The organism is Streptomyces sp. NPDC093600, from assembly GCF_044764755.1.
GTDB lineage: Bacteria > Actinomycetota > Actinomycetes > Streptomycetales > Streptomycetaceae > Streptomyces.
This window is the reverse complement of record NZ_JBIWIU010000003.1, coordinates 134,754-156,557: the sequence shown is the minus strand read 5'-3', so window position 1 is coordinate 156,557 and position 21,804 is coordinate 134,754. Positions and strand designations below refer to the sequence as shown.

The following is a 21,804-nucleotide window of genomic DNA, read 5'->3' as shown; positions in this document are numbered from 1 at the left end:
CGGCCGCGTACCAGGTGGTGGGGCCGACGAGTTCGGTGACGGGCTGCGGGGCGGCTCGGGGGATGCCGGGCAGGGTGCGGTCGGCGTCGCCGTGGATGACGAGGGTGGGGACGTCGATACGCGGCAGGTCGGCGCGGAAGTCCGTGAGCCAGGCCCGGACAGAGTCCACGGTGCCCTTGGCGGAGGCTCCGACGGCCACGTTCCAGCCGGCCCGGACCGTCTGCTCGCTGATGCGCTCGCCGCCGAGGACGTCGACGTTGTAGAAGTCGGCGAGGAAGGCGGTCATGAACGCGAACCGGTCGGCGGTGATGTCCTCTTCGATGCCCTGGAAGACCCTCGCGTCCGCCCCGCCCGGGTTGTCGTCCGTCTTCAGCAGGAAGGGCGGGACGACGCCGATCATGACGGCCTTGTCGACGCGCTCCGAGCCGTACGTGCCGAGGTAGCGCGCCACCTCGCCGCTGCCCATGGAGAAGCCGACGAGGACGGCGTCGCGCAGGTCGAGCGTCGTGAGCACCGCGTTCAGGTCGGAGGCGAGGGTGTCGTAGTCGTAGCCGTCGGCGGGCTGGTCGGAGCGTCCGAAGCCGCGCCGGTCGTAGGTGATGACCCGGTGGCCGGCGGCGAGGAGTGCGGCGGTCTGCCTCTCCCAGGAGGCCCCGCTGAGCGGCCAGCCGTGGATCAGTACGACGGGCTGTCCGGTGCCATGGTCCTCGTAGTACACGTCGATGGGTACGGATCCGCCGTCGGCGACCTTGATGAACGGCACGGTGTGCTCCTTGCGTCGGTGCTTCTCGGAGGGGAGGGGCAGGCCGGACGGGCGGGCGCGATCAGCCGGTCCAAGTACGTGCCGTCGTACATGACGTCCTCGTACGCGGCCTCCCTCAGCCGCGCACCAGGGGCGTGTCCACGAGGTGCTCCGCCAGGAACCACACCTGCGCCTCGCCGGTGCGGATGACCTCGGAGACGAGCAGGTCGGTGCTGCCCTCGTCGCCCTCCGCCGAGATCCGGGCGGCGGCGTCCCGCGCGTCGATCAGAATCCGCTCGTGCGCGTCCAGGAGCCGCGACAGCATCACGGGAACCGGCTCGACGCCGTCCGGCGGCCGGGGAACGGCCGTCAGCTCCGCGACGTGGCGCGGGTCTCCGGCCGCGACGCCGCCGAGGCTCTGGATCCGCTCGGCCAGAGCGTCCACGATGGCCAGTTGGGCTTCGGCGTGCTTGTCAAGCATGAGGTGGAGCGAGTAGAAGGTCGCCCCGCGCATCAGCCAATGGTGTTTCTTGTAGAGGGAGTACAGGATCTGCGTATCGGCGAGTACACGGTTCAGCCGCTGGCAGGCGTACATGCGCGTGTCGTGGCCGAGGCCGATCGGCAGCTGCTTGAGCGTGCCGAACGCCTGCGTCTCGGCGCCCTTCTGGTGCAGCAGCGGCTGGCCGCCGCCGTGCCGGGACGGGGTGGTGGTGGATGCCGTGGTCGCGGTGTCCATCAGGTGCTCCTGGTCGGTTGGATGGAGAGGAGGGCCCGGTCTCCCGGTCAAAGCCCACGGGGCGCCCGGGCCCGGTCTGTGTGGCTCGCGCTCAGCGCTCGCCGTGGGCCGGGGTGGGCGCCGAGGGGGCCGGCCGGTGCAGTACGAGCCGGGTGAGCAGGCCGCTGCCGACACCCGCCGCGAGCACGAGGGCCGCCCACCACAGCGGGTACGGAGTGAGGCCGAGCACCGCGTCGAGGGACCACGCGCCGGGGCCGGTGGCCGCGAGCGCCGCGGCGGTGACGATCAGGACCAGCGGATACTCGTACCCGTCGTTCTGCACCCAGAGGCCGTTGTGCCATTTCACGGTGAGGGCGACGGTCATGACCCCGATGGCGCCGGTCGCGGCGAGCGGGGTGAGGAAGCCGACGGCGAGCAGCAGCCCCGATCCGATCTGGCCACCGCCCGCCGCCAGGGCGGTGAGGACTCCGCCGCGGAAGCCGTCCGCGCGGAACTCCTCCGTACCGCCTTCGAGTCCCCGGCCGCCGAGGTGCCTGCTGACCTTCTGCACCCCGTGGGCGGCGACGAGCAGGCCCACCAGCAGACGCAGGATCAGAATGCCGGTGTCCAAGGAGGTCAGCCGGCCGCGTGCGCGCCGATGACGGACTGCGCGTACACGACGCCCAGACCGTACGCGCCGGCGTGCTCCTTGACGATCTCCATGACCGCGCCGTACGTCTCCTGGCGCGCCCAGTCCCGCTGGAGCTCCAGGAGGACCTGCACCCAGGTCACCGGCACGGCGCCGGCGGCCAGCATCCGCTGCAGGGCGTGCTCGTGCGCGGCCGGGCTGACGCCGCCGGAGGCGTCGGAGACGACGTACACCTCGTAACCCTGCTCCAGTGCGGAGAGCGCGGGCAGCACCAGGCAGACCTCGGTCCACAGACCGGACAGGATGATCTTCTTGCGCCCGGTCGCCTTGACCGCCGCCACGAGCGCCTCGTCCTCCCAGGCGTTCATGGAGGTACGGTCGATGGCCTCCTGCTTGGGAAACACCTCAGCGAGCTGCGGCAGCAGCGGCCCGGAGAACGACTCGGCGGCGACGGTGGTCAGCACGGCCGGCACGTCGAACGCCCGGGCCGCCTTCGCGAGGCCCACGGTGCTGTTGATGATCGCGGCGCGGTCGCCGCTCCCGGTGCCGAAGAACATCTGCGGCTGGTGGTCCACGAAGAGCATGACCGCGTTGTCGGGCGTGAGCAGATCGGCGCTCGGGGCTGCCTGCACCTTGTCGATGTCGAACATGAGGGGTCCTCTCGGAACAGTCGGTAGGGGTGGCCTTCCGCGTTCCCGCGGCTCGGCACACCCCGAAGCTATGGCCGACCCGGCCGACCGACTTTCCTCCCCGCGCCCAGGAGTCGGCACCACAGCGCACTGTCCGCAGGACTCCCGGGGTCAGTGGCTCCGCTTGCCGTGGGGGCCGTGACGGCGAGGACCGAGAGGAGGATCAGGGCGCAGGCCGGGGCGAGGACGGTCCAGGGGGCGAGTTCGGCATAGGGCTGGTTCTCGGAGAGCAGGCGTCCCCACTCGGGGGTGGGGGGCTGTTCGCCGAGGCCGAGGAAGCCGAGGGAGGCCAGGACGAGGACGGTGGTGGGCAGGCGGAGGAGCGCGTTGCGCAGGAGCGGGGCGCCGAGGGCGGGGAGCAGGTGGCGGCGGAGGAGGTGGAGTCGTCCGGCGCCGAGTGAGCGGGCGGCGGCGATGTGGCCGCCGGCTCGTTCCTGCTCGAGGAGGGCGGCGCTCTGGGCGGCGTACGGGCTCCAGCCGACGAGGCAGACGGCGAGGGCGGCGCCCCACAGGGAGGGGCCGGTGGCCGCGGTCACGAGGAGTCCGGCGAGGACGGCGGGCATGGTGGCGACGACGTCGGTCAGGCCCGCGGTGATGCGCGGCGCGAGGCCGAGGAGCAGACCCGTGAGGGCGCAGACCGCGGTGACGGCGAGGGCGACGGCCGCCGTGCGCAGGGCGCCGTGGCCCAGGCGGGCGAGGAGGTCGCGGCCGAGGGAGTCCGTGCCCAGGGGGTGGGCGGGGGTGGGCGGAAGCAGTCGGGCGGCCGTGTCGACGTGCAGGGGGTCGCGCAGCAGCCCGGCGACGACGAGGGCGAGCAGGACGAGGGTGCAACCGGTGGCGACGAGGCGCCGGGTGCGTCCGGGCGGCAGTGGGGGCCGGGGCAGCGCGGGCAGGGCTCGGTCGCGCAGCGCGCGGCCGAGGAGCGCGCGGCGGACGGCCTGGACGAGGAGGCCCGCGGCCGTGCCGAGCAGCACCAGGGCGAGCGTCGCGGTCTGCAGAGGGGGAAGGTCCTGGGCGATGGCGGCGTCGAGGGCGAGGCGGCCGAGCCCGGGGATGTTGAAGATGCGTTCCACGGCGACGGCGCCGCCGACGAGGCCGACGACGGTCGGGAGCAGTTGGGGCAGGACTCCCGGCAGGGCCCGGCGCAGCGCGTGCCGGGCGGTGTGCCCGGGGCGGAAGCCGGCGGCGCGCCAGGTCTTGGCCCATGGTTCGTGGAAGGCGGCGGGCAGTGCCTGGTCGAGCAGGCCGCCGATCATCGCGCCGGACGGAAGGCCGAGCGCGAGGGCGGGCAGCACCATCGATGCCGGGCCCTCCCAGCCGCCCGTGGGGAACCAGGCCAGCCACACCCCGCACACCAGGGCGAGGAGGGAGGCGAGCAGGAACTTGGGCAGCGCGGCCAGGACCGCCGCCCCGGTGCCCGTACGCTCCCGTCGCAGCCGGCGGCGTGCCCCGAGGTGGACCGTGCGCGCGCAGACGGCCGCGGCGACGAGGACGGTGACGAGGAGCGCGCCCAGCATGAGCGTGACCGACACGCCGAGTGCGGCCGTCACCTCGGGAAGGACGGGCTCCCCGGACACCCATGAGGTGCCGGCGTCGCCGCGCGGCACTCCGCCGAGCCAGTCGGCGAGGTGGGCGAAGGGGCCGGCGTCGAGGCCGATCTCCTCGCGTACGGCGGCCAGTTCGGCCGGGGTGGGGTCCTGGTCGGCGGCGCGGGCGCGCAGGACGGTGAGGGCGGGGTCGGTCCTGGACAGCCAGGGCAGCATGGCCACGGCGGTCAGGAGCGCCGCTCCCGCGCCGAGGCGGCCGGCGCCCGCCACCCAGCGTGCCGGGCGGGCGGGCGTGGTGCCGTGAGCGCTGCTCGTGCCGCTCACTGGGGACCGCCGCTCGTGCCGCTTACTCGCGGAGCGCCGCTCATACCGCTCATTCGCGGAGCGCTGCTCATGCCGCTTACTCGCGGTGGGTGTCGAGGGTGATCAGGGCCCGCTCGCGCGGGTCGAGGGTGACGCCCTCGACGCCGGCGGCGATGCCCTGGACGACCTTCTCGTGGACGAGCGGCACGACCGCGTCGGTGCGCAGGATCTCCGCCTCCGCCCGCATGATCTTCTGCCGGCGCTTCGTCGTGTCGCTCTCCTCCGCGGCGGCCCGGATCGCCCGGTCGACCGAGGTGTTCTTCAGTGCGGCGATGTTGTAGACGCCGGTGCTCGTGAAGTCGCTGGCGAGGTAGGCGACGGCGTCACCGGTGTCGAGGAGCGTGACCCGGGAGAAGACGAGCGCGTCGTACTTCCCCGCGAGGAGGTCGGCCTCCATCTGCGTGTACTCGCGGACGTCCTGCTTCACCGTGAACCCGGCCTTCTCCAGCTGCTGCTGGAGCACGGTCGCGGCCTCGGGCAGTTCGGCGCGGTTGGTGTACGTGGCCAGGCGCAGCGTCCTGCCCGCGGCCTCGGCCTTCACCTGGGCGGGCGTGGCGGCCTGGGGGCGGCCGGTCACCGCCGCCCGCCGGCCGGCGGCCCACGGCACCGCGGGGCCGAACAGTCCCTGCGCCGGGTCGGCGTAGCCGCTGAAGACGGAGTCGACGAGGGCGGAGCCGTCCACGGCCTGGCGGGCGGCGGCGCGCAGGGCGGGGTCGGTGAACAGGCCGCCGCCGGTGTTGAGGATCAGGCTGTCGGTGCGTACGGAGGGCACTTCGTGCCGGGTGTCCTGGTCCAGGAGCTTCGCCTGGGCGGTGGGGATCCACTCGGCGATGTCGACGGTGCCGGAGCGCAGGGCGTTGGCGCGGGCGGTGCCGTCGGCGATCCAGGTCACGTCGACGCCCGCCGTCCTGGCCCGGCCGCCCCAGTAGCCGTCGTATCGGTCGAGGGTGGCCTTGGTCCTGCCGGTGAGGCGGGTGATCCGGAAGGGGCCGGTGCCGGTGCCGACCGGGCTGACCGTGCCGTCCGCCGCGTACGCCTTGGCGGCCAGGACGGCGAGGGCGGGGCTGGCGAGCCGGAGCGGCAGGACCGGGTCGGCGCTCTTCGTCGTCAGGGTGACGGTGTCGGTGTCCACGGCGCGGGCGGTCAGGTCCACGTCGCTGAGGACGCGTGGCTTGGGGGTGGCCCGGTTGGCGTGCGCGAGGGCGGTGACGACGGACTGTGCGGTGACCGGGGTGCCGTCCTGGAAGGTGGCTTTGCGCAGCTCGAAGGTCCAGGCGGTGGCGGAGTCCCGCTTCCAGGAGGTGGCGAGCGCGGGGGCGGCCGTTCCGCTGGCGTCCAGGGCGGTGAGGCCCTCGGCGATCGACAGCTTGCTCAGCACGGTGGCGTCGTTGCTGAACGGGGACAGGGCCTTGGCCGGCGGCACGGCGAGCGCCACCCGCAGCCGCCCCTCCGTACCCGCTGCACCTGCCCCGGTGGATCCCCCGCCGCCCGCCGCGAAACAGCCGGCCAGGAGGGGAGTGAGCGCGAGCGCCGCGAGGAGGCGGCGGGGGGTGGTGGGCATGGCGACGTCCTGTCAGATGGGCATGGGAGGCCCTGGTGCGCCGGGTGGGCGGCCCCAGGAGACGTCAGCCTATAAGGGTAGGCTTACCGAACTTCACCCGGGTAGGTGAAAGCTCAACCACTGGGCGCCGTGCGGGACGGCGGTCGCGTGGAACCGTCTCCAGGACGAGGCGGCGCCCGCCCGTCACTTCCGCGCCGTGGTCCCGAGAAGGAGCGGTTCGCCGGAGCGCAGGTGCTTCCTCAGCCACTGCTCGGTGTTGCTCACGTGCAGCAGCGCGGCAGCCTGGCTGAGGGCGGCGTCACGGGTGGACAGCGCGTTGAAGATCGCCTCGTGCTCGGTGAGAGTGTGGCCCGCGGACTCGTCGTCGACCAGGCCGCGCCAGACGCGGGCGCGCAGGGTGCGGCCGGAGATGCCCTCCAGGAGGGTGAGGAGGGTCTCGTTGCCCGTGGCCGAGACGACGGCGCGGTGGAAGGCGGCGTCGTGGGCGATCAGCTGTTCGACGTCGTCGCGCGACTCGCGCATGGCGTCCAGGTGCCGCTCCACTTCGGCCAGTTGGGCGTCGGAGATCCGGGTCGCGGCCAGGGCCGTGGCGACCGGTTCGAGGAGCCGCCGTACCTCCATGAGGTCCCGCAGGGCGACCGAGTCGCCCTGCAGCAGTTCCACCGCGCCGCCGAGACCTTCGAGGAGGAGGCTCGGCCGGAGGCTCGTCACATACGTGCCGTCGCCCCGCCGGACCTCCAGGACCCGCGCGACGGCCAGTGCCTTGACCGCTTCCCGGGCGAGGTTGCGGGACAGTCCCAGCTGGGCGGCCAGTTCCGGCTCCGGTGGGAGTTTCGAACCCGGCGGCAGGGCACCGGTCCGGATCAGTTCACGGATCCGCTCGATGGCCTTGTCCGTCAGTGACACCGCTCACCCCTCCCCCGCCGCGCCTCGGAGCACGTCCGACCAGTTCCGGAGACCGCCTGCCGAGGGTGACGCCGATGATACGGGGGGCGAACTCGACGGAGCGATGCGCAGGCTGGTGACGGCGACGATCACCGCACGCACCGACGGCCGCCACCGGCACGGTCTCCTGACCGAGCAGAACGCGCCGCGGGGCCGAGGCCGACCGCGTCCGAGGAAGGACGCGGACCGGCCCCGGCCCCCTGGTGTGCCGGTCAGCCGCCGCTGATGGTCAGGTTGTTGGTGTTGAAGTTCAGGCCGCCGGAGGACGAGGTGATCTCATAGCCGAACTGGACGTCGCCGATGGTCTCGTTGCCGGGCATCCAGCGCTTGGTGTGGGCGATCCAGTTGAGGATCGGCTTGACGTCCACGGTGCCGGAGTGGGAGTCGGACGTGCGCAGGAACGAGAACACCTGGTTCGACCCGTTGGAGCCCTTGTAGACGTTCCAGCTGTGGCCGCCGAGCGAGACGTTGGCCTGCCAGGTGCCGATCGGGCCGACGGCTCCGTTGTGGTTGACCCAGAGCATGATCTCGTACTGGTGGTCGGTGTCCCAGATGTCGTACGACGTGTTGTACGCGCCGGACGACGGGACGCTGACGTTGTAGGTGCTGGTGAGCCAGCCGAGGGAGTCGATCGTCTTGTTGATCGTCTTCGTCGAGTTGGGGTAGGACTTGATGCCGCCGGTGTTGGGGTGGTTGGCCCAGACACCCCAGTTGGTCCCGGAGTTGGCCCAGAGGCACTGGCTTCCCGCGCCGGAGCCCCAGATGTTGTTGTAGAGCTTGTAGCCGTTCAGGCTGGTGTTGCCCCACTGGGCGCAGGTGTTCCAGACTGCTGCCGAAGCGGGGGCGGAGGCGAGGCCGACGGTGGCACCGAGAGCCATCGCCGGCGCGAGCACCGCCATGGTGATCTTGCGGACCATGCTGTTTGCCATGGTGTCCCTTCCACGGGTGGGGGGAATTGTGGGGGTTGCTACCACGCCCCCTGACGGAGGACGTGGTCCTCTCCGGCGACGAGTTGGATCGACCGCGCGTCGCCGGAAGAAGTCCTGACTTCGATACGGACCGTGCGAGACGGCTTCAGAACCGCCGTCGCCCGGCCGGGCGCCCAGGTCAGTTCGGCCTCGGCGCCGAACCGCGTACGTACGCCCGTGAGCCGGCCCGCCGGGAGGGAGGGCGGCAGCGCGGGCAGCAGAACCAGTCGCTGGGGGGTCGACTGGAGCAGCATCTCGATCAGTACGGCGGGCAGGGTATGGGCGGCGTCGGCGTTGTAGACGTCGCGGTGCGGGTAGTGCGCGCTCATCAGGGAGGCGTGGAAGAAGTCGCCGTCCAGGACCTGGCCGAGGGCGTGGGCGACGCGTTCGCCGTCCCGGAGCCGGGCCGCGATGAGGGCGTGGTGGAGGTGGCCGTGCGCGGAGTCGTTCTCGGCGCCGCGCAGTTCGAGGGCGCGGTGGGCGGCGGCCGCCAGGTCGGGCGTGTCGTAGGGGGTGATCTCGTCGAGCGGCCAGACGCCGTAGAGGTGGCTGAGGTGGCGGTGGTCGTAGGAGTCCGTCAGGCCCGGCCAGGCCCATTCGGCCAGGGCCCCGTCCTCGTTGATCCGGTGCGGCGGCAGCCGGTCGGCGAGGGCGCGCCAGCGGTCGCCGTGCTCGGGGTGGTACCGGGCGGCCGTCAGGAGCGCGTGGCGGGCCGCCGAGAGGTCCATGGCGGCGTTGACCGTGACCCAGCTCGCGTCCGCCGGGCGGTTCTCGGGCGAGTAGGAGGGCACGACGACGAACTGGCCCTTGTCGTCGGTGCGGGTGAGGAAGTCCTCGTAGAACAGGGCGACTTCGGCGAGGGCGGCGGCGGTGCGCGGGTCGCGGGCGCCGTGGGTCTCGTCGTGGTCGACGAGGGGCTTGAGCAGCCAGTCGGCGCCCGCGGTCCACAGGTGCAGCGGGTACTCGCGGCTGAAGTGGTACGCGTGCCCGGAGTCGCCGTCGGTGTGGGCGGGGGCGACCACGCCCCGGGTGCCGAAGACCGCGCGCGCGTTGTCGCGCCAGTCGGGCAGCTGACGGTGGATCAGCGCGGCGTGGGCCTCGGTGACCTCGGGCAGGTCGGCGGCCGCGGCGGAGGCGGTCTGGAGGTTGAGGTTGGCGTCGTTGGTGAACGCCCCCGACCAGGCCGTGTTCCAGTCGCCGGTCCACAGGCCTGTCAGGCGGGGCGGGAAGAGTCCGGCGGAGGAGAGCAGGTGGTAGCGGCCGGCCGCGAACAGCCGTTCCAGCAGTGCGGGCTCACGCGGTCGCTTCAGCAACTCCGAGCCGGGCAGGGCACGTTCGGCGTGGCCGGCGGCGAGGTCGAGGGTGGCGCGCTCGTAGGCGGGGCGGTGGAGGGCGGCGTGGCGGTCGAGGAGCTGGTCGTAGTCCAGGGGCAGGTCGCGCAGCGCGCGGCCCTCCGCGGTCACGTCCAGTTCGCCGGTGTGCCGCCGGACGCGGGTGAGGAGCAGCACGGACCGGGCTCCCTCGACGCGAGCGCCGGACGGGGCGAGGGTCGTCGTGCCGCCGGTGACGACGACGAGCGTGACGCCGGTGAAGGAGCGGTCACCCTCCGGGTAGCGGGCGCGCAGGCTCAGCAGGGCGCCCTCGGGGGTGCCGGTGGCGCCGTGGCAGACGGCCAGTCCGGCGGGGACGCCGGGGAGCCGGTGGTCGAGGGAGGTACCGACGGTGAGGCCGGGCGCCGTCACGTGCTGGACGATCACGTCGTCGGCGCGGGAGACGAAGACCCGGCTGGTCCAGCCGGCGCGGGTCGCGCGTACGACGCCGGTCGTGAAGTCGACATCGCGACGGTAGTCGCCCCCGTCGTCGGCGGGCCGGGCCAGTCTGACCTGGAAGGCGGGGTGGAAGGGCCGCGCCCACTGGTGCGGCCGGCCGTCGGTGAACCCCTCCCCGGCGGTGCGGTCGCCCGCCATGAGGCGGTCCTGGAGCGCGGGGAGTTCGGCGGCCAGCCGGGGCGGCCGCCGGTGCTCGCCGTTCCCGCTGGGCCGTACGAGGGTGTGATGCGTGACGACGACCCGCTCCGCGTTCGGATCACCGAAGACGAGGGCGCCGTGATGGCCGTTGCCGCTCAGGAAGCCGTCCTCCCAGCGGCCGGCCGGCCGCGGCTCCCACGTGCCGTGGACGGGCCCGTCGGCCGCGGTGCCGTGGACGGGCCCGTCGGCCGCGGTGCCGTGGTCGGCCCCGCTGACCGCCGTGTCGTGTCCGGGCCCGCTGACCGCCGTGTCGTGTCCGGGCCCGTTGATCGCGGTGCCGTGGTCGGCCCCGCCGACCGCCGTGCCGTGTCCGGGCCCGTTGATCGCGGTCATGGCTTCAGCACCGCCACGCCGTAGCGGCCGAGGGTGACCCGGTCGGTGACGGCCGTCCCCGTCAGGAGGTCGTGGTGGGTGCCGGGCACGTCGACGGTCACCGGCTCGCGGCCGTGGTTGAGCACGAACAGGACCTCGCCCCGGCGGACGGCCTCGACCTGCTCGGGGAGGCCGCCCAGCACCGGCCGGACGCCCGCCCCGGAGGCGATCCGGGCCAGCAGGTCGCGCAGCGCGTGTGGCTCCGGGAGTGTGGAGACGTACCAGGCCCGTCCCTTGCGCAGGACGGCGGGCAGTCCGTCGAGTTCACCTCCCTTGTACGGCACGGTCTCGTCGGCGGTGCCGTCGGCCTCCAGCTCCTCGGACCACAGGGACGCCGTGAAGCCCTCGCAGGTGACGGTCTCCCCCGCGTCCAGCGGCCACCACTCGTGCAGGGTTCGGATGCCGAACAGCTCGCGCAGGCGGGCGTCCATGCCGCCGGGGCGCACGCGGTCGTCCTCGTCGGCGACGCCGGTGAGGAAGCCGCAGGCCAGGGTGCCGCCCTGGCGGACGTAGCCGAGGAGGTTCTCGATCGCCGCGTCGTCGAGGAGGTACAGCTGCGGGACGACGACGAGCCGGTACGCGGACAGGTCGTGCGCGGGGTGGGCGAAGTCGGTGGTGAGGTGGGCCTGCCACAGGGCACGGTGCCAGGCCCTGAGGACGTCCGCGTGCTCGACGTGCCGGGACAGGCGGCCGTCCTGGGCCCCGGCCCACCAGGCGTGCCAGTCGTGCAGGATCGCGATGTCGGCGGTGCCGTGCCGGCCCGAGACCTCCGGGGCGATCCGCGCGAGGTCCGCGCCGAGCCGCTTGACCTCCTGGTAGGTCCGGCCCTCCTCCCCGGCGTGGCTGACCATGCCGGAGTGGAACTTCTCCGCGCCCTGCCGGGACTGCCGCCACTGGAAGTAGCAGACGGCGTCGGCGCCCCGGGCCACGGCCTGGAGGGACCAGAGCCGGTTGAGGCCCCGCGGCTTGGGGTGGTTCACCCCCTGTGAGTTCACGGCCCCGGCCGCCTGTTCCATGAGCATCCACGGCCCGCGCGCCTGGGAGCGGGTCATGTCCTGGACGAGAGCGCCGCTCTGGGCGCCCAGCGGGTCGCGCGGGTCGGGGTAGATGTCGACGGAGACGACGTCCTCCTCCCCCGCCCACCGCCAGGCGTCCTGGCCGAACCACAGCGGCATGAAGTTGCTGGTGACCGGGGTGTGCGGGGTGTGGCGGCGGACGATGTCCCGCTCGGCGACGTAGCACTCCAGGAGCGCGTCGGAGGTGAAGCGCCGGAAGTCCAGGACCTGACCGGGGTTGCGCATGTAGTGCGGCAGGCGCGGCGGCAGGATGCCGTCCCAGGTGTCGTAGCCCTGGCTCCAGAAGGCGGTGCCCCAGGCCTGGTTGAGGGCGTCGAGGGTGCCGTACTTCTCGCGCAGCCAGCGGCGGAAGGCGGCCGCGGCCTCGTCGCCGTGGTCGAAGGTGCAGTACTCGTTGTTGATGTGCCACATGGTGAGGGCCGGGTGGGCGCCGTAACGGACGGCCAGGTCCTCGGTGATGGCGGCGGCGTAACGCCGGTAGGTGGCGCTGGAGTGCGAGAAGTGCTGCCGGCCGCCCCACCACTCGGTGCGGCCGTCCTCGGTGACGGGCAGGGTGTCCGGGTGCAGCCGGCCCATCCAGGGCGGGGGCGAGGAGGTCGGGGTGGCGAGGACGACGCCGATGCCGTTCTCGTGCATCAGGTCCATCAGCGTGTCGAGCCAGCCGAACTCCCGGGCGCCGGGCTCGGGTTCCAGCGTCGACCAGGAGAAGACGCCGAGGGTGACCGAGTTGACCCCGGCCGCCTTCATCAGCCGGACGTCCTCGTGCCAGGTCTCCTCGGGCCACTGCTCCGGGTTGTAGTCGCCGCCGAAGAGGAGGCGGCCTCGTGTCGCGTCGCTCAGCTCGGGCATCAGACGGGCTCCCCGTACTGCACGCCGCGCCCGTTGGTGGCGAGGTAGACCCGGCCGTGGACGCGCGGATCGCCGGTGACGGCCGCGCCGGTCCAGCCCCACTGGTGCCGGTCGTCGTTGACGCGCAGCCAGGTCTTCGCCTCGTCGTCCGAGCGGTACACGGCGGTGATCGTCTCGGTGGAGCCGACCATGTAGACCGCCGGATAGGAGGCGCCCTCGGCGGCCTTGCCGAAGCCGAGGGTGTACGAGGCCCAGCAACTGCCGACCTTGGTGAAGGTCGCACCTCCGTCAGTGGAGCGGTACAACCCGTTCCACTTGAGGCTGAGCCACAGGTCCCCGGAGCGGCCGGGGGCCGCGACGAGCCGGAACTCGGCGTCGCCCGAGCTCAGGCCGGTGGCCCGCGCGGTGAAGGTCAGGCCGCCGTCGGTGCTGGCGCAGAGCGTGCCGGCGGTCGTGTCGTAGGCGTAGAAGCGCTTCGGGTCGACCGGGTCCGCGACCGGGGCGGCACCCTTCGGACAGGAGGTGATCTCGGTCCAGGTGGCGCCGTTGTCCGCCGAGCGGTGGGCCGGGTAGGTGGTGCCGTCCCAGTGCACGAAGGACCACAGCAGCACGCTGCCGTCGGCGTTGGTGGCGATCGGACCCGGCGCGTCCTTGGCGATGGCTGGTTGCGCCATGAAGGGCGCCCAGGTCTTTCCGCCGTCGTTCGAGTAGGCGCCGTTGCCGTGGTCGCCCCAGCCGCTGCGCACCACGTACGACGGCTCGGCCGCGGCCTGGGCGAGCCCCGTCGCGGACCCGAAGACAGGATTCGACGCCATGCCGCGCGAGGGCGATGCCGTGAGCCGCTCGTGGTACATCACGCCGATGTCCCCGGACCCGCTGATCAGGTGCGCCTCGCCGACCGGGGGCGAGATCAGCTGGCGTACGGACGCCTCCTCAATACCGCGGATCTGCGGAGCCCAGTGCTTGAGGTCGCGCGTGCCGTACAGGGTCGCGCCGGTGCCGTAGACGATGTGCTCGGAGTCGAACGGGTCGAGGCCGACGGCCTGGATCCACCAGCCGAACTTGGGCTTGTCCTTGCCCCATGTGAGGTAAGGGGCCTCCGAGACGTCGAGGACGGCACGGTCCTTCAGGGACGTCCAGGTGCGGCCGCCGTCGGTGGAGCGGAAGAGGGTGTCGATCTCGGCCCAGCGGTTGTTGGTGGACACGACGAGCGTCCCGGGGCGGCGGGCGTCGACGGCGACCCCGCCGTACCCGAAGGCGTCGGTGGAGCCGTCGGTCGTGGTTCCGCCCGGCTTCACCGGGGTGACGTCGGTCCACGTGCCGTCGGCGGTACGCAGTCGGTGCACGCTGCCGTCCGTCTGCCCGTTGGGTCCGGGAGCGTTGGCGTAGGTCACGTACAGCTCGCGGCTCCTGCGGTCGTACGCGGCGCGGATCGGCATTCTCGCGGCGGCGCCGGTGGGCTGTCCGGGGACGGGTTCCCAGGTCTTTCCGTCGGACGTGCGGTACAGGTGGGGGCGGTCGGCGGTGCCGTCGGAGTCGCCCCAGCCGGCGTAGACGCTGCGGCCGGCGGCGACGAGGAGGGTGATGCCCTGGCCGGTGGCGCTCGGGGTGGCCGGGAAGCTCACGGCCTGCCAGGTCGCGCCCCGGTCGGTCGACCTGAGCAGCCCGTCGTGCCGGGTGCCGAGCCACAGGGTGTCGCTGTTCCGCGGGTCGACCAGGAGTCGTTCACCGCAGCCGCGCCCGTCCTCGTTGGCGCCGAGCCGCACGGCGAGGTCGGTCCGCTTCCAGGTGACCCCCCGGTCCTCGGAGCGCAGCACGGCCCCGTTGCTCGCCCAGGGCTGGGTGTACGTGCCGAGGGCGAGGTACACCCGGTTCGGGTGGTGGGGGTCGACGGCCATGGCCTCGACGCCGAGGAGGTTCCAGTCGTCCCAGCCGAGGTGGTCGGTGAGCGGGATCCAGCGGTCGGTACGGGCGTCCCAGCGGTAGGCGCCCCCGATGTCGGTCCGGGCGTAGGCGAGCCCTCGTACCGACGGGTGGAACAGCACCCCGGTGATGAACCCGGTACCGCCCATGACGGCGTTGCGCCAGCGGTAGCCGCTCTTCGCGACGGCCACGGGGGCGACAGCCTGCGCCTGCCCCGAGACCGCGGGCAGGGAGGCGGCCGCGGCGGCGGCCGCGGAACCGGCAAGTACTGAACGTCTGCTGAGGGGAAACGTGCTCATGACATACCTCGGTCTTCGCGGAGGGGGGTCGAGCGGGGATCGGGGGTCGGGACCTCGTCGATGTGCGGCTCCGCCGCGTGGGCGCGAACGGCCGGGCGGAGCCGTGAAGCCGTACGGCGGAAGGCACTGCGGCGGGGTCCGGAGAGAAGGGCGTCAGCCCTTGACGGCTCCGGTGAGCATGCCCTTCTTGAAGTGCCGCTGGACGAAGGGGGAGGCGACCGCGACGGGGATCAGCGCGAGGACCATGACGGCCATCTGCAGTCCCAGCGACGAGAGTTGACCGGTGCGGACCGCCTGCTGGAGGCCGGTCGGCGCCTCGGTGTTTTTCTGGACCAGTTGGATGAGCACGTTCTGCAGCGGCATCATCTCCTGGTCGGTGAGGTAGATGGAGGCGTTGAACCAGGCGCTCCAGTAGCCGACCGCGTAGAAGAGCGAGATGACGGCCAGCACCGCGCGCGACAGCGGCATGATGATGGTCAGCAGGATGCGCAGCTCACCGGCCCCGTCGATGCGGGCGGACTCGGTGAGTTCGGGTGAGATGCCCATGAAGAAGGCCCGCAGGACGAGGATGTTGAAGACGCTGACCGCGCTCGGCAGGACCAGCGAAAGATAGGTGTCGGTCAGGCCCAGCGACTGCACCAGGAGGTACGTCGGGATCAGCCCGGCCCCGAAGAACATGGTCGCCATCATGGTCATCAGGAAGAACCGGTGGCCCAGGCTCCCCGGCCGCGACAGGCCGTAGGCCGCCAGTACCGACACCGTCATCGAGAACAGCGTGCCGAAGAGCGTGACACCGACCGAGACCATGATCGCCCGGCTGACCTGGCCGCCGCTGAGCAGTTCGGTGTAGTTGACGAAGGTGATGCCCTGGGGGATCACGACGAGGCCGCCGACCCGGTCGATCACGGGTTTGGGAGAGAGGCTGGTGACGATCACGATCCACAGCGGACCGAGCACGCCGAGGCAGCAGAGCAGCAGGAAGCCGGCCTTGGCGGTGAGCCCCGCCCGGCTCGGCGGCTCCTCCCACGTGGGGCGGGCGGGCGCCTTGAGGCTGCGGACGAGCTGCGTGTTGAGGCTCATTTCCTGTACACCCCCTGCTCGCCCAGCAGGTGCGCGAACTTGTTCGCGCCCAGGACGAGGCAGACTCCGATGACTCCCTTGACCAGGCCGACCGCGGCCGCGTAGCTGAAGTCGCCGTTCTGGATACCCATGTTCCACACGTAGGTGTCGAGGACCTCGCTGGCCCCCGCCCCGACGGCGTACCGCTGGAGCAGGAACTGCTCGAATCCGACGCTCAGCGCGTCGCCCACCCGCAGGACCAGCAGCAGGGCGATCACGGGGCGCAGGGCGGGCAGCGTCACATGCCACATGCGTCGCCAGCGTCCCGCGCCGTCCATGGCGGCGGCCTCGTACAGGTCGGTGCTGACGGCGGACAGGGCCGCCAGGAAGACGATGATCCCCCAGCCGGCGTCCTTCCACACGGCCTGCGCGGTGACCAGGTACTTGAAGAGGTCCGCGTTGGTCATCAGGTCGAAGCCGCTCCACCCGTGCTTCTCCAGCGTCTGCGCGATGATGCCCGCACCGCCGAAGATCTGCTGGAAGACGGTGACCACGAGGACCCAGGAGAAGAAGTGCGGCAGATACATGATCGCCTGCGCCACGGCCCGCACCCGGGGCCGGATGACGCTGTTGATGACCAGCGCGAGGGCGATGGGGACGGGGAAGAACAGCACCAGTTGGAGCACGAAGAGGACGAGGGTGTTCTCCGTGGCGCTCCAGAACAGCGGATCGTCGAGCATCCGTGAGAACTGCTCCACGCCGACCCAGGGGCTGTGGAAGATCGCCGTGATGCCGTTGCTGGAGACGTACGGATCGTAGTCCTGGAAGGCGATGACGTTGCCGAGCAGCGGGACGTAGTTGAAGAGCAGGAGCAGGACGATGACGGGCAGGGTCATCAGGATGAGCGTGCGGTCCCGGCGCAGCCGGATCCGCCACGGAACCTTGCCCGCCGTGCTCGCCGTGCCCCCCTTGCCCGCCGTGCCGCCCTTGCCCGCCTTGCCCGCCTTGCCCGTCCCGCGCGGCGCCCGGGTCCGCGCCTTCGCCGCGGCGGTGGCGGTGGCGACCGCGGCCGCGGCCGCCGGCTCCTCGACGGCCGCGGGGGGACGGGTCCCGTCGGGCCGGCTCCCGGCCGTGAGGGACATCAGTTGCCGCTGCCGTTCTTGTCGAGGAGCTCCTTGTACCAGTCGCGCAGCTTGTCGCCGCCGGAGGACCTCCAGGTGGAGATGGCGGCCTGCACGTCGGACAGCTTCTTGTTGCCCCGTACGTAGTCGATCTCCAGCTGCTCGAACTGGCTGGCGAGGTTGGCGTAACGGGTGGGCTCGACGATGTTCATGCCGTACGTGGAGGTCTTCTTCATGAAGGCCCCCATCCGCTGCTGCCACTCGACCTGCTTGCGGGCGACGTCGGGAAAGTCGGGGTGGGCGTAGTAGGGCGCCGGGGCCGCCAGCATCGACCAGGCGTTCGTCACCTCGGAGTTGCCCCGGTCGTTCTTGACGGGGCTGCCGTCCTTGACCGTGTAGTGGGTGCCCTCGACGCCGTAGTCGACGAGCATCCGCTCCTTGGTGCCGTAGGGCGCGGCCGAGAAGTTGGCGGCGGCCAGCGCGTTCTCGACGGTCTCCTTCGAGGCGCCCTTGCGGATCAGCGACCAGATGCCGGCGGGCTGGGCCGCGTACAGCTTCGGGTTGCCGCCGTCGGCACCGAAGATGTCCATGCCCTCGATCACGAAGTCCGGGTTGGCCGCCGCCTGTTCGGTGGTCTTGCCGTACCAGGCCGACATGTCGTTGTTGAAGACGAGGATCTGGCCGGCGGTGAAACGGTTGCCCGCGTCGCCCGAGCGCGCCTTGTCGTCGGGATGGACCACGCCCGCGTCGAACAGCTTGCGCGTCCACTCCAGGGCTTCCAGGTACTCGGGCTGCTCGACGCGGTACGTGAGCTTGCCGTCGTCCCCGATGTCCCAGCCGATCGTTCCGGGGCCGCGGACACCGAAGATGTTCCAGGCGGTCCAGTTCATGTCGCCGCAGGCCCACACCTTCGCCTTGGCGCTGGTGGCCTCCTTGGCCCAGCCGAGGAACTCATCGGGTGACCTGGGGACGGAGTAGCCCTTCTGGTCGAAGATGTCCTTGCGGTAGTAGGGCACGATCCAGGACGCGGAGGCGGCGGGCATCGGAATGCCGCGCAGCGCGCCGCCGAAGATGCCCATGCGCCAGGCGTCGGACGGGATGGCGGCCAGGTTCGGGTACTTCTTGACCTTGTCACCCGCCAGGTAGGGACCGAGGTCCATGAACTTCGCGGTGACCGCGTTCGCGATCTTCCCGACCAGCTCCCAGCCCGGCACGACGACCATGTCGGGCAGGGAGCTGGAGGCGAGGACGGCGCCGAGCTTCTCGCCGTAGGTGTTGCCGTCCTGGTTCTGCCAGGTGACCTTGGTGCCCGCCGCGGCGTCGGCCGCCGTGTAGTAGGGGTTGCCCGGCTTCGGCGGGGAACCCCAGAACGGGGACATGATCTTGAAGGGGGCGCCGGTGCCGAGCGTCTCCGGGACCGAGGTCTGGAGGGCCGCGAGGTCGCCCCTGCCGGTGTAGCCGGCCGCCGAACCGTTCTTCGACGGGATGTCCGGCTCGGCGACCGTGCTGGCGACGTAGGCAGGGAGCAGCTTGTCCGCGGCCTTGCCCGACGTGCTGCCTTCTCGCGACCCGCTGTCCGAACCGCTGCAGGCGGTGAGCAGCGGCATTCCCCCGGCCACCGCTGCGGTGGCGACCGCCGTGGAGGCGAGAAAGGTTCTCCGGCTCGGTCCGGAGGAGGCGGCGTTCGGCGTCATTGCGTCAACCCTTCATGGCACACCTGGACATCCGGCGGTGGGGCCGTCGGCCGCGGTGTCGTGACTGGAACCGGCTGAGCTGAGGGGACATCCAACCACTGCGACGCGATGCGCAGTCGAAGCGCTTCGATGTTGCAGCGAGGTTAAGTGAACACCCAGGGGCGCACAAGAGTCGCTTCCAAGATTCCTCCGAGGCTCGAAGGAGACGGCGTGTATACCTTGTTAGAAGTAATGGTGCCGATCTCTTGACACCCACCCTTATGCCTGAAGAGCATCGAAGCGCTTCGAAAGCACTCTCCGCTCCATCCCAAGGGGATCCCACGTGTCCGCACAGACGCCGCACGCACCGCCGCCCTTCCGCGATCCTCAGTCGCCTTTCGCGAAGCGCGTCGACGACCTTCTGTCGCGGCTCGCGCTCGACGAGAAGATCGGATTCCTGCACCAGTTCGCGCCCGCCGTGGAGCGGCTCGGCGTCGCCGCGTTCCGCACCGGCCAGGAGGCCCTGCACGGCGTGGCCTGGATGGGTCCGGCGACCGTCTTCCCACAGGCGGTGGGCCTGGGCGCGACCTGGAACACGGATCTCGTACGACGGGTAGGCGAGGCGGTGTCCAAGGAGGTCCGGGCGATGCGCGGCCGCGACGACCGTGTGGGGCTGAACGTCTGGTCCCCGACCGTCAACCTGCTGCGCCACCCGCTGTGGGGCCGTAACGAGGAGGGCTACTCGGAGGACCCGAAGCTCACCTCGGCCATCGCCACCGCCTATACGCAGGGGCTGCGCGGCGAGCACCCCACGTACTGGCGCACCGCGCCCGTCCTCAAGCACTGGCTGGCCCACAACCACGAGACGGGCCGCGACGTCACCTCCTCCTCCGTCCGCCCGCGCGTCCTGCACGAGTACGACCTGCGCGCCTTCCGCGAGACGGTCCAGGCGGGCGCCGTGGCCGGGGTGATGCCGGCGTACAACCTCGTCAACGGCCGCCCGAACCACCTCTCGCCGTATCTGCGCGAGCATCTGCGCACCTGGACGGACGAGGAGCTGATGGTCTGCTCGGACGCGGGCGCGCCCTCCAACCTGGTCGACTCCGAGCACTACTTCGCCACCCACGAGGAGGCGACGGCCGCCGCGCTGCTGGCCGGCGTCGACAGCTTCACCGACCACGGCACCGACAGCTCGAAGATCACCGCACGGGTCCGCGGCGCCCTGGAGCAGGGGCTCCTGACCGAGGCGGACGTCGACGCGGCGGTCCGCCGCCAGCTCTCGGTCCGTTTCCGTCTCGGCGAGTTCGACCCGGAGTACGACCCGCACACGCTCACCACGGCCTTCGACACCCCGGCCCACCGGGCCCTCGCCCAGGAGGCGGCCGAGCAGGCGGTCGTGCTGCTCAAGAACGACGGTGGTCTGCTGCCGCTCGCGCCGGACATCCGGCTCGCGGTGGTCGGCCTGCTGGCCGACGAGTGCAAACTCGACTGGTACAGCGGCACGTTGCTGCACCGCCGCACGCCGCTGGAGGGCTTGTACGAGCGGTTCGGCGCGGAGCGCGTGGAGTTCGCGGAGGGCGTGGACCGGGTCCTGCTGAAGACCTCGGCCGGAACCTTCCTGCGCGTCCCCGAGGCGGACGCCGACGACGAGGTGCGCGGCGCCGAGGGCGCCCTCGATCCGGCCCTGCTCGCGGGCCGGACGGATCTGCCGCCGCTCACCACCGACGCGACCGGCACCGAGCTCGCCCTCATCGACTGGGGCGGGGGCGTGCTGACCCTGCGCGCCCCCGACGGCCGCTATCTCTCCGTCGCCGAGGACGGCCGTGTCCGCGCCTCCGCCGACCAGCCCGGGGGCTGGGTCGTCCAGGAGACGTTCCGCCTGGAACCGCGGGAGAACGGGCACCTTCTTCGGCACATCGGTACGGGTCACGCCCTGTCTGTCGCCGCCGACGGCCTGAAGGTTGCCGCCGGGAACGGGGAGATTCTCGAGGTCGTCGTCGTCGAGAGCGGCGAGGACGCGGTGAACAGGGCCGCCTCGCGGGCGGACGTGGTCCTGGTGGTCGCGGGCAACGATCCGCACATCAACGGACGGGAGACCGAGGACCGTACGACCCTGGCCCTGCCCGCCCACCAGGAGCGCCTCCTGCGCGCGGCCCGCACGGCCAACCCGCACACGGTGCTGGCCCTGGTCTCGGCGTACCCGTACGCGGTCGACCACAGGGAGCTGCCGGCGCTGCTGTGGACGGCCCACGGCGGCCAGGCGGCCGGCACCGCCCTGGCCCGGATCCTGGCCGGCGACGTCTCCCCCGCCGGCCGTCTCCCGCAGACCTGGTACGCCGACGACTCCGACCTGCCCGACCTGCTCGACTACGACGTGATCGGCGGCCGCCAGACGTACCTCTACTTCGAGGGCACGCCGCTCTTCCCGTTCGGCCACGGCCTGTCGTACGCGTCCTTCTCCTACGAACGCCTCACGACCCGCGTCGAGGACGGGGCCGTGCACGTGTCCTTCACGGTCGCCAACACCGGGGACGTCACCGCGGACGAGGTCGCCCAGCTCTACACCCGGGCCGTGGAGCCGTCGGTGCCACGGCCGCGCAGGGAACTGGCCGCGCACCAGCGGGTGACGCTCGCGCCGGGCGAGGTCAGGGAGATCGCCTTCCGGGTGCCGATGTCGGCCTTCGCGTTCTGGGACGTGGCGCAGGGACGCCACCGGGTGGAACCGGGCCTCCACGAGATCCTCGTCGGAGCGTCCAGCGAGGACATCCGGCTCACCCGCGCCCTCGCCCTCGACGGCGAACCGTCCCTGCCCCGGCCGGTCATGGCGGGCGGCCTGGAGGCGGTGGACTTCGACGACCAGAGCGGCACGGAGATCGTGGACCGCGCGAAGACGTCGGGTGACTCCGTCACGCCGGTGGCCGGCGGGAGGGGCGAGCTGGTGTTCCGCGACTGCGACTTCGGAGCGGGGGCCGCCGGGGTCGCGGTGGAGGCCGCGGGCGAGGGCACGGTCGAACTCTCGCTGGGAGACGGTCCGGTACTGGCGGTGCTCACGCTGTCCCCCGGTAGGGCCGGCCCGTACGACTACGCCACGGTGAGCGCCCCCGTCGCCGCGGCGGCCGGTGTGCACGACGTCCGCATCGGCCTGCGCGGCCCGCTGCGGCTCGCGCGCGTCGCCTTCTCCGCCTGAGATCCGCATCGACCGTGTGCGCACGGGGTCGCCACCCAG

The 21,804-nt window shown here is 72.1% G+C and carries 14 protein-coding genes and 1 pseudogene; 1 reads left to right on the top strand and 14 read right to left on the bottom strand.

What is annotated here, in order from left to right; genetic code table 11:
- Window positions 1–46: 46 nt before the first annotated feature.
- The 14 genes and pseudogenes from ACIRB4_RS10700 to ACIRB4_RS10635 all read right to left on the bottom strand — a co-directional run.
- Window positions 47–763: pseudogene (locus ACIRB4_RS10700) on the bottom strand (alpha/beta fold hydrolase); the annotation flags it as partial.
- A gap of 115 nt (window positions 764–878) precedes the next feature.
- Window positions 879–1,478 (bottom strand): Dps family protein, encoded by a 600-nt coding sequence (locus ACIRB4_RS10695; RefSeq protein WP_403289846.1) that lies wholly within the window; start codon window positions 1,476–1,478, stop codon window positions 879–881.
- A gap of 91 nt (window positions 1,479–1,569) precedes the next feature.
- Window positions 1,570–2,088, bottom strand: coding sequence for a DoxX family protein (locus ACIRB4_RS10690; RefSeq protein ID WP_403289845.1), 519 nt, complete (start codon window positions 2,086–2,088; stop codon window positions 1,570–1,572).
- Window positions 2,089–2,093: 5 nt separating this feature from the next.
- On the bottom strand, window positions 2,094–2,756 hold the full coding sequence (locus tag ACIRB4_RS10685; RefSeq protein WP_403289844.1) for a hydrolase: 663 nt from the start codon (window positions 2,754–2,756) through the stop codon (window positions 2,094–2,096).
- Window positions 2,757–2,824: 68 nt separating this feature from the next.
- On the bottom strand, window positions 2,825–4,558 hold the full coding sequence (locus ACIRB4_RS10680) for an ABC transporter permease subunit (RefSeq protein ID WP_403290428.1): 1,734 nt from the start codon (window positions 4,556–4,558) through the stop codon (window positions 2,825–2,827).
- A 184-nt stretch (window positions 4,559–4,742) separates the two neighbouring features.
- The gene (locus tag ACIRB4_RS10675) at window positions 4,743–6,266 is read right to left on the bottom strand and encodes an ABC transporter substrate-binding protein (RefSeq protein WP_403289843.1); all 1,524 of its coding nucleotides are present in this window, start codon (window positions 6,264–6,266) and stop codon (window positions 4,743–4,745) included.
- 183 nt (window positions 6,267–6,449) lie between these two features.
- Window positions 6,450–7,172, bottom strand: coding sequence for a FadR/GntR family transcriptional regulator (locus ACIRB4_RS10670; protein WP_403289842.1), 723 nt, complete (start codon window positions 7,170–7,172; stop codon window positions 6,450–6,452).
- Window positions 7,173–7,423: 251 nt separating this feature from the next.
- A complete protein-coding gene (locus ACIRB4_RS10665) occupies window positions 7,424–8,140 on the bottom strand; it encodes a hypothetical protein (protein WP_403289841.1) in 717 nt (238 codons plus the stop codon).
- 38 nt (window positions 8,141–8,178) lie between these two features.
- Window positions 8,179–10,539 (bottom strand): glycosyl hydrolase family 95 catalytic domain-containing protein, encoded by a 2,361-nt coding sequence (locus ACIRB4_RS10660; RefSeq protein ID WP_403289840.1) that lies wholly within the window; start codon window positions 10,537–10,539, stop codon window positions 8,179–8,181.
- Window positions 10,536–12,503 (bottom strand): beta-galactosidase, encoded by a 1,968-nt coding sequence (locus tag ACIRB4_RS10655; protein ID WP_403289838.1) that lies wholly within the window; start codon window positions 12,501–12,503, stop codon window positions 10,536–10,538. The genes ACIRB4_RS10660 and ACIRB4_RS10655 overlap by 4 nt, the downstream gene beginning before the upstream one ends.
- Complete coding sequence (locus ACIRB4_RS10650) at window positions 12,503–14,725, bottom strand: 1,4-beta-glucanase (protein WP_403289837.1); 2,223 nt, start codon at window positions 14,723–14,725, stop codon at window positions 12,503–12,505. Before ACIRB4_RS10650 ends, ACIRB4_RS10655 begins: the two co-directional genes overlap by 1 nt.
- 153 nt (window positions 14,726–14,878) lie before the next feature.
- Entirely contained in the window at window positions 14,879–15,805 is a 927-nt protein-coding gene (locus ACIRB4_RS10645; protein WP_403289836.1) for a carbohydrate ABC transporter permease, read from the bottom strand.
- Window positions 15,802–16,926, bottom strand: a complete 1,125-nt coding sequence (locus ACIRB4_RS10640; RefSeq protein ID WP_403289835.1) for an ABC transporter permease — start codon at window positions 16,924–16,926, stop codon at window positions 15,802–15,804. Before ACIRB4_RS10640 ends, ACIRB4_RS10645 begins: the two co-directional genes overlap by 4 nt.
- A complete protein-coding gene (locus ACIRB4_RS10635) occupies window positions 16,926–18,599 on the bottom strand; it encodes an extracellular solute-binding protein (protein WP_403289834.1) in 1,674 nt (557 codons plus the stop codon). Before ACIRB4_RS10635 ends, ACIRB4_RS10640 begins: the two co-directional genes overlap by 1 nt.
- Before the next feature lie 322 nt (window positions 18,600–18,921).
- On the opposite strand from ACIRB4_RS10635, the gene ACIRB4_RS10630 reads away from it, so the two are divergent.
- Entirely contained in the window at window positions 18,922–21,765 is a 2,844-nt protein-coding gene (locus tag ACIRB4_RS10630) for a glycoside hydrolase family 3 C-terminal domain-containing protein (RefSeq protein ID WP_403289832.1), read from the top strand.
- Window positions 21,766–21,804: the final 39 nt, after the last annotated feature.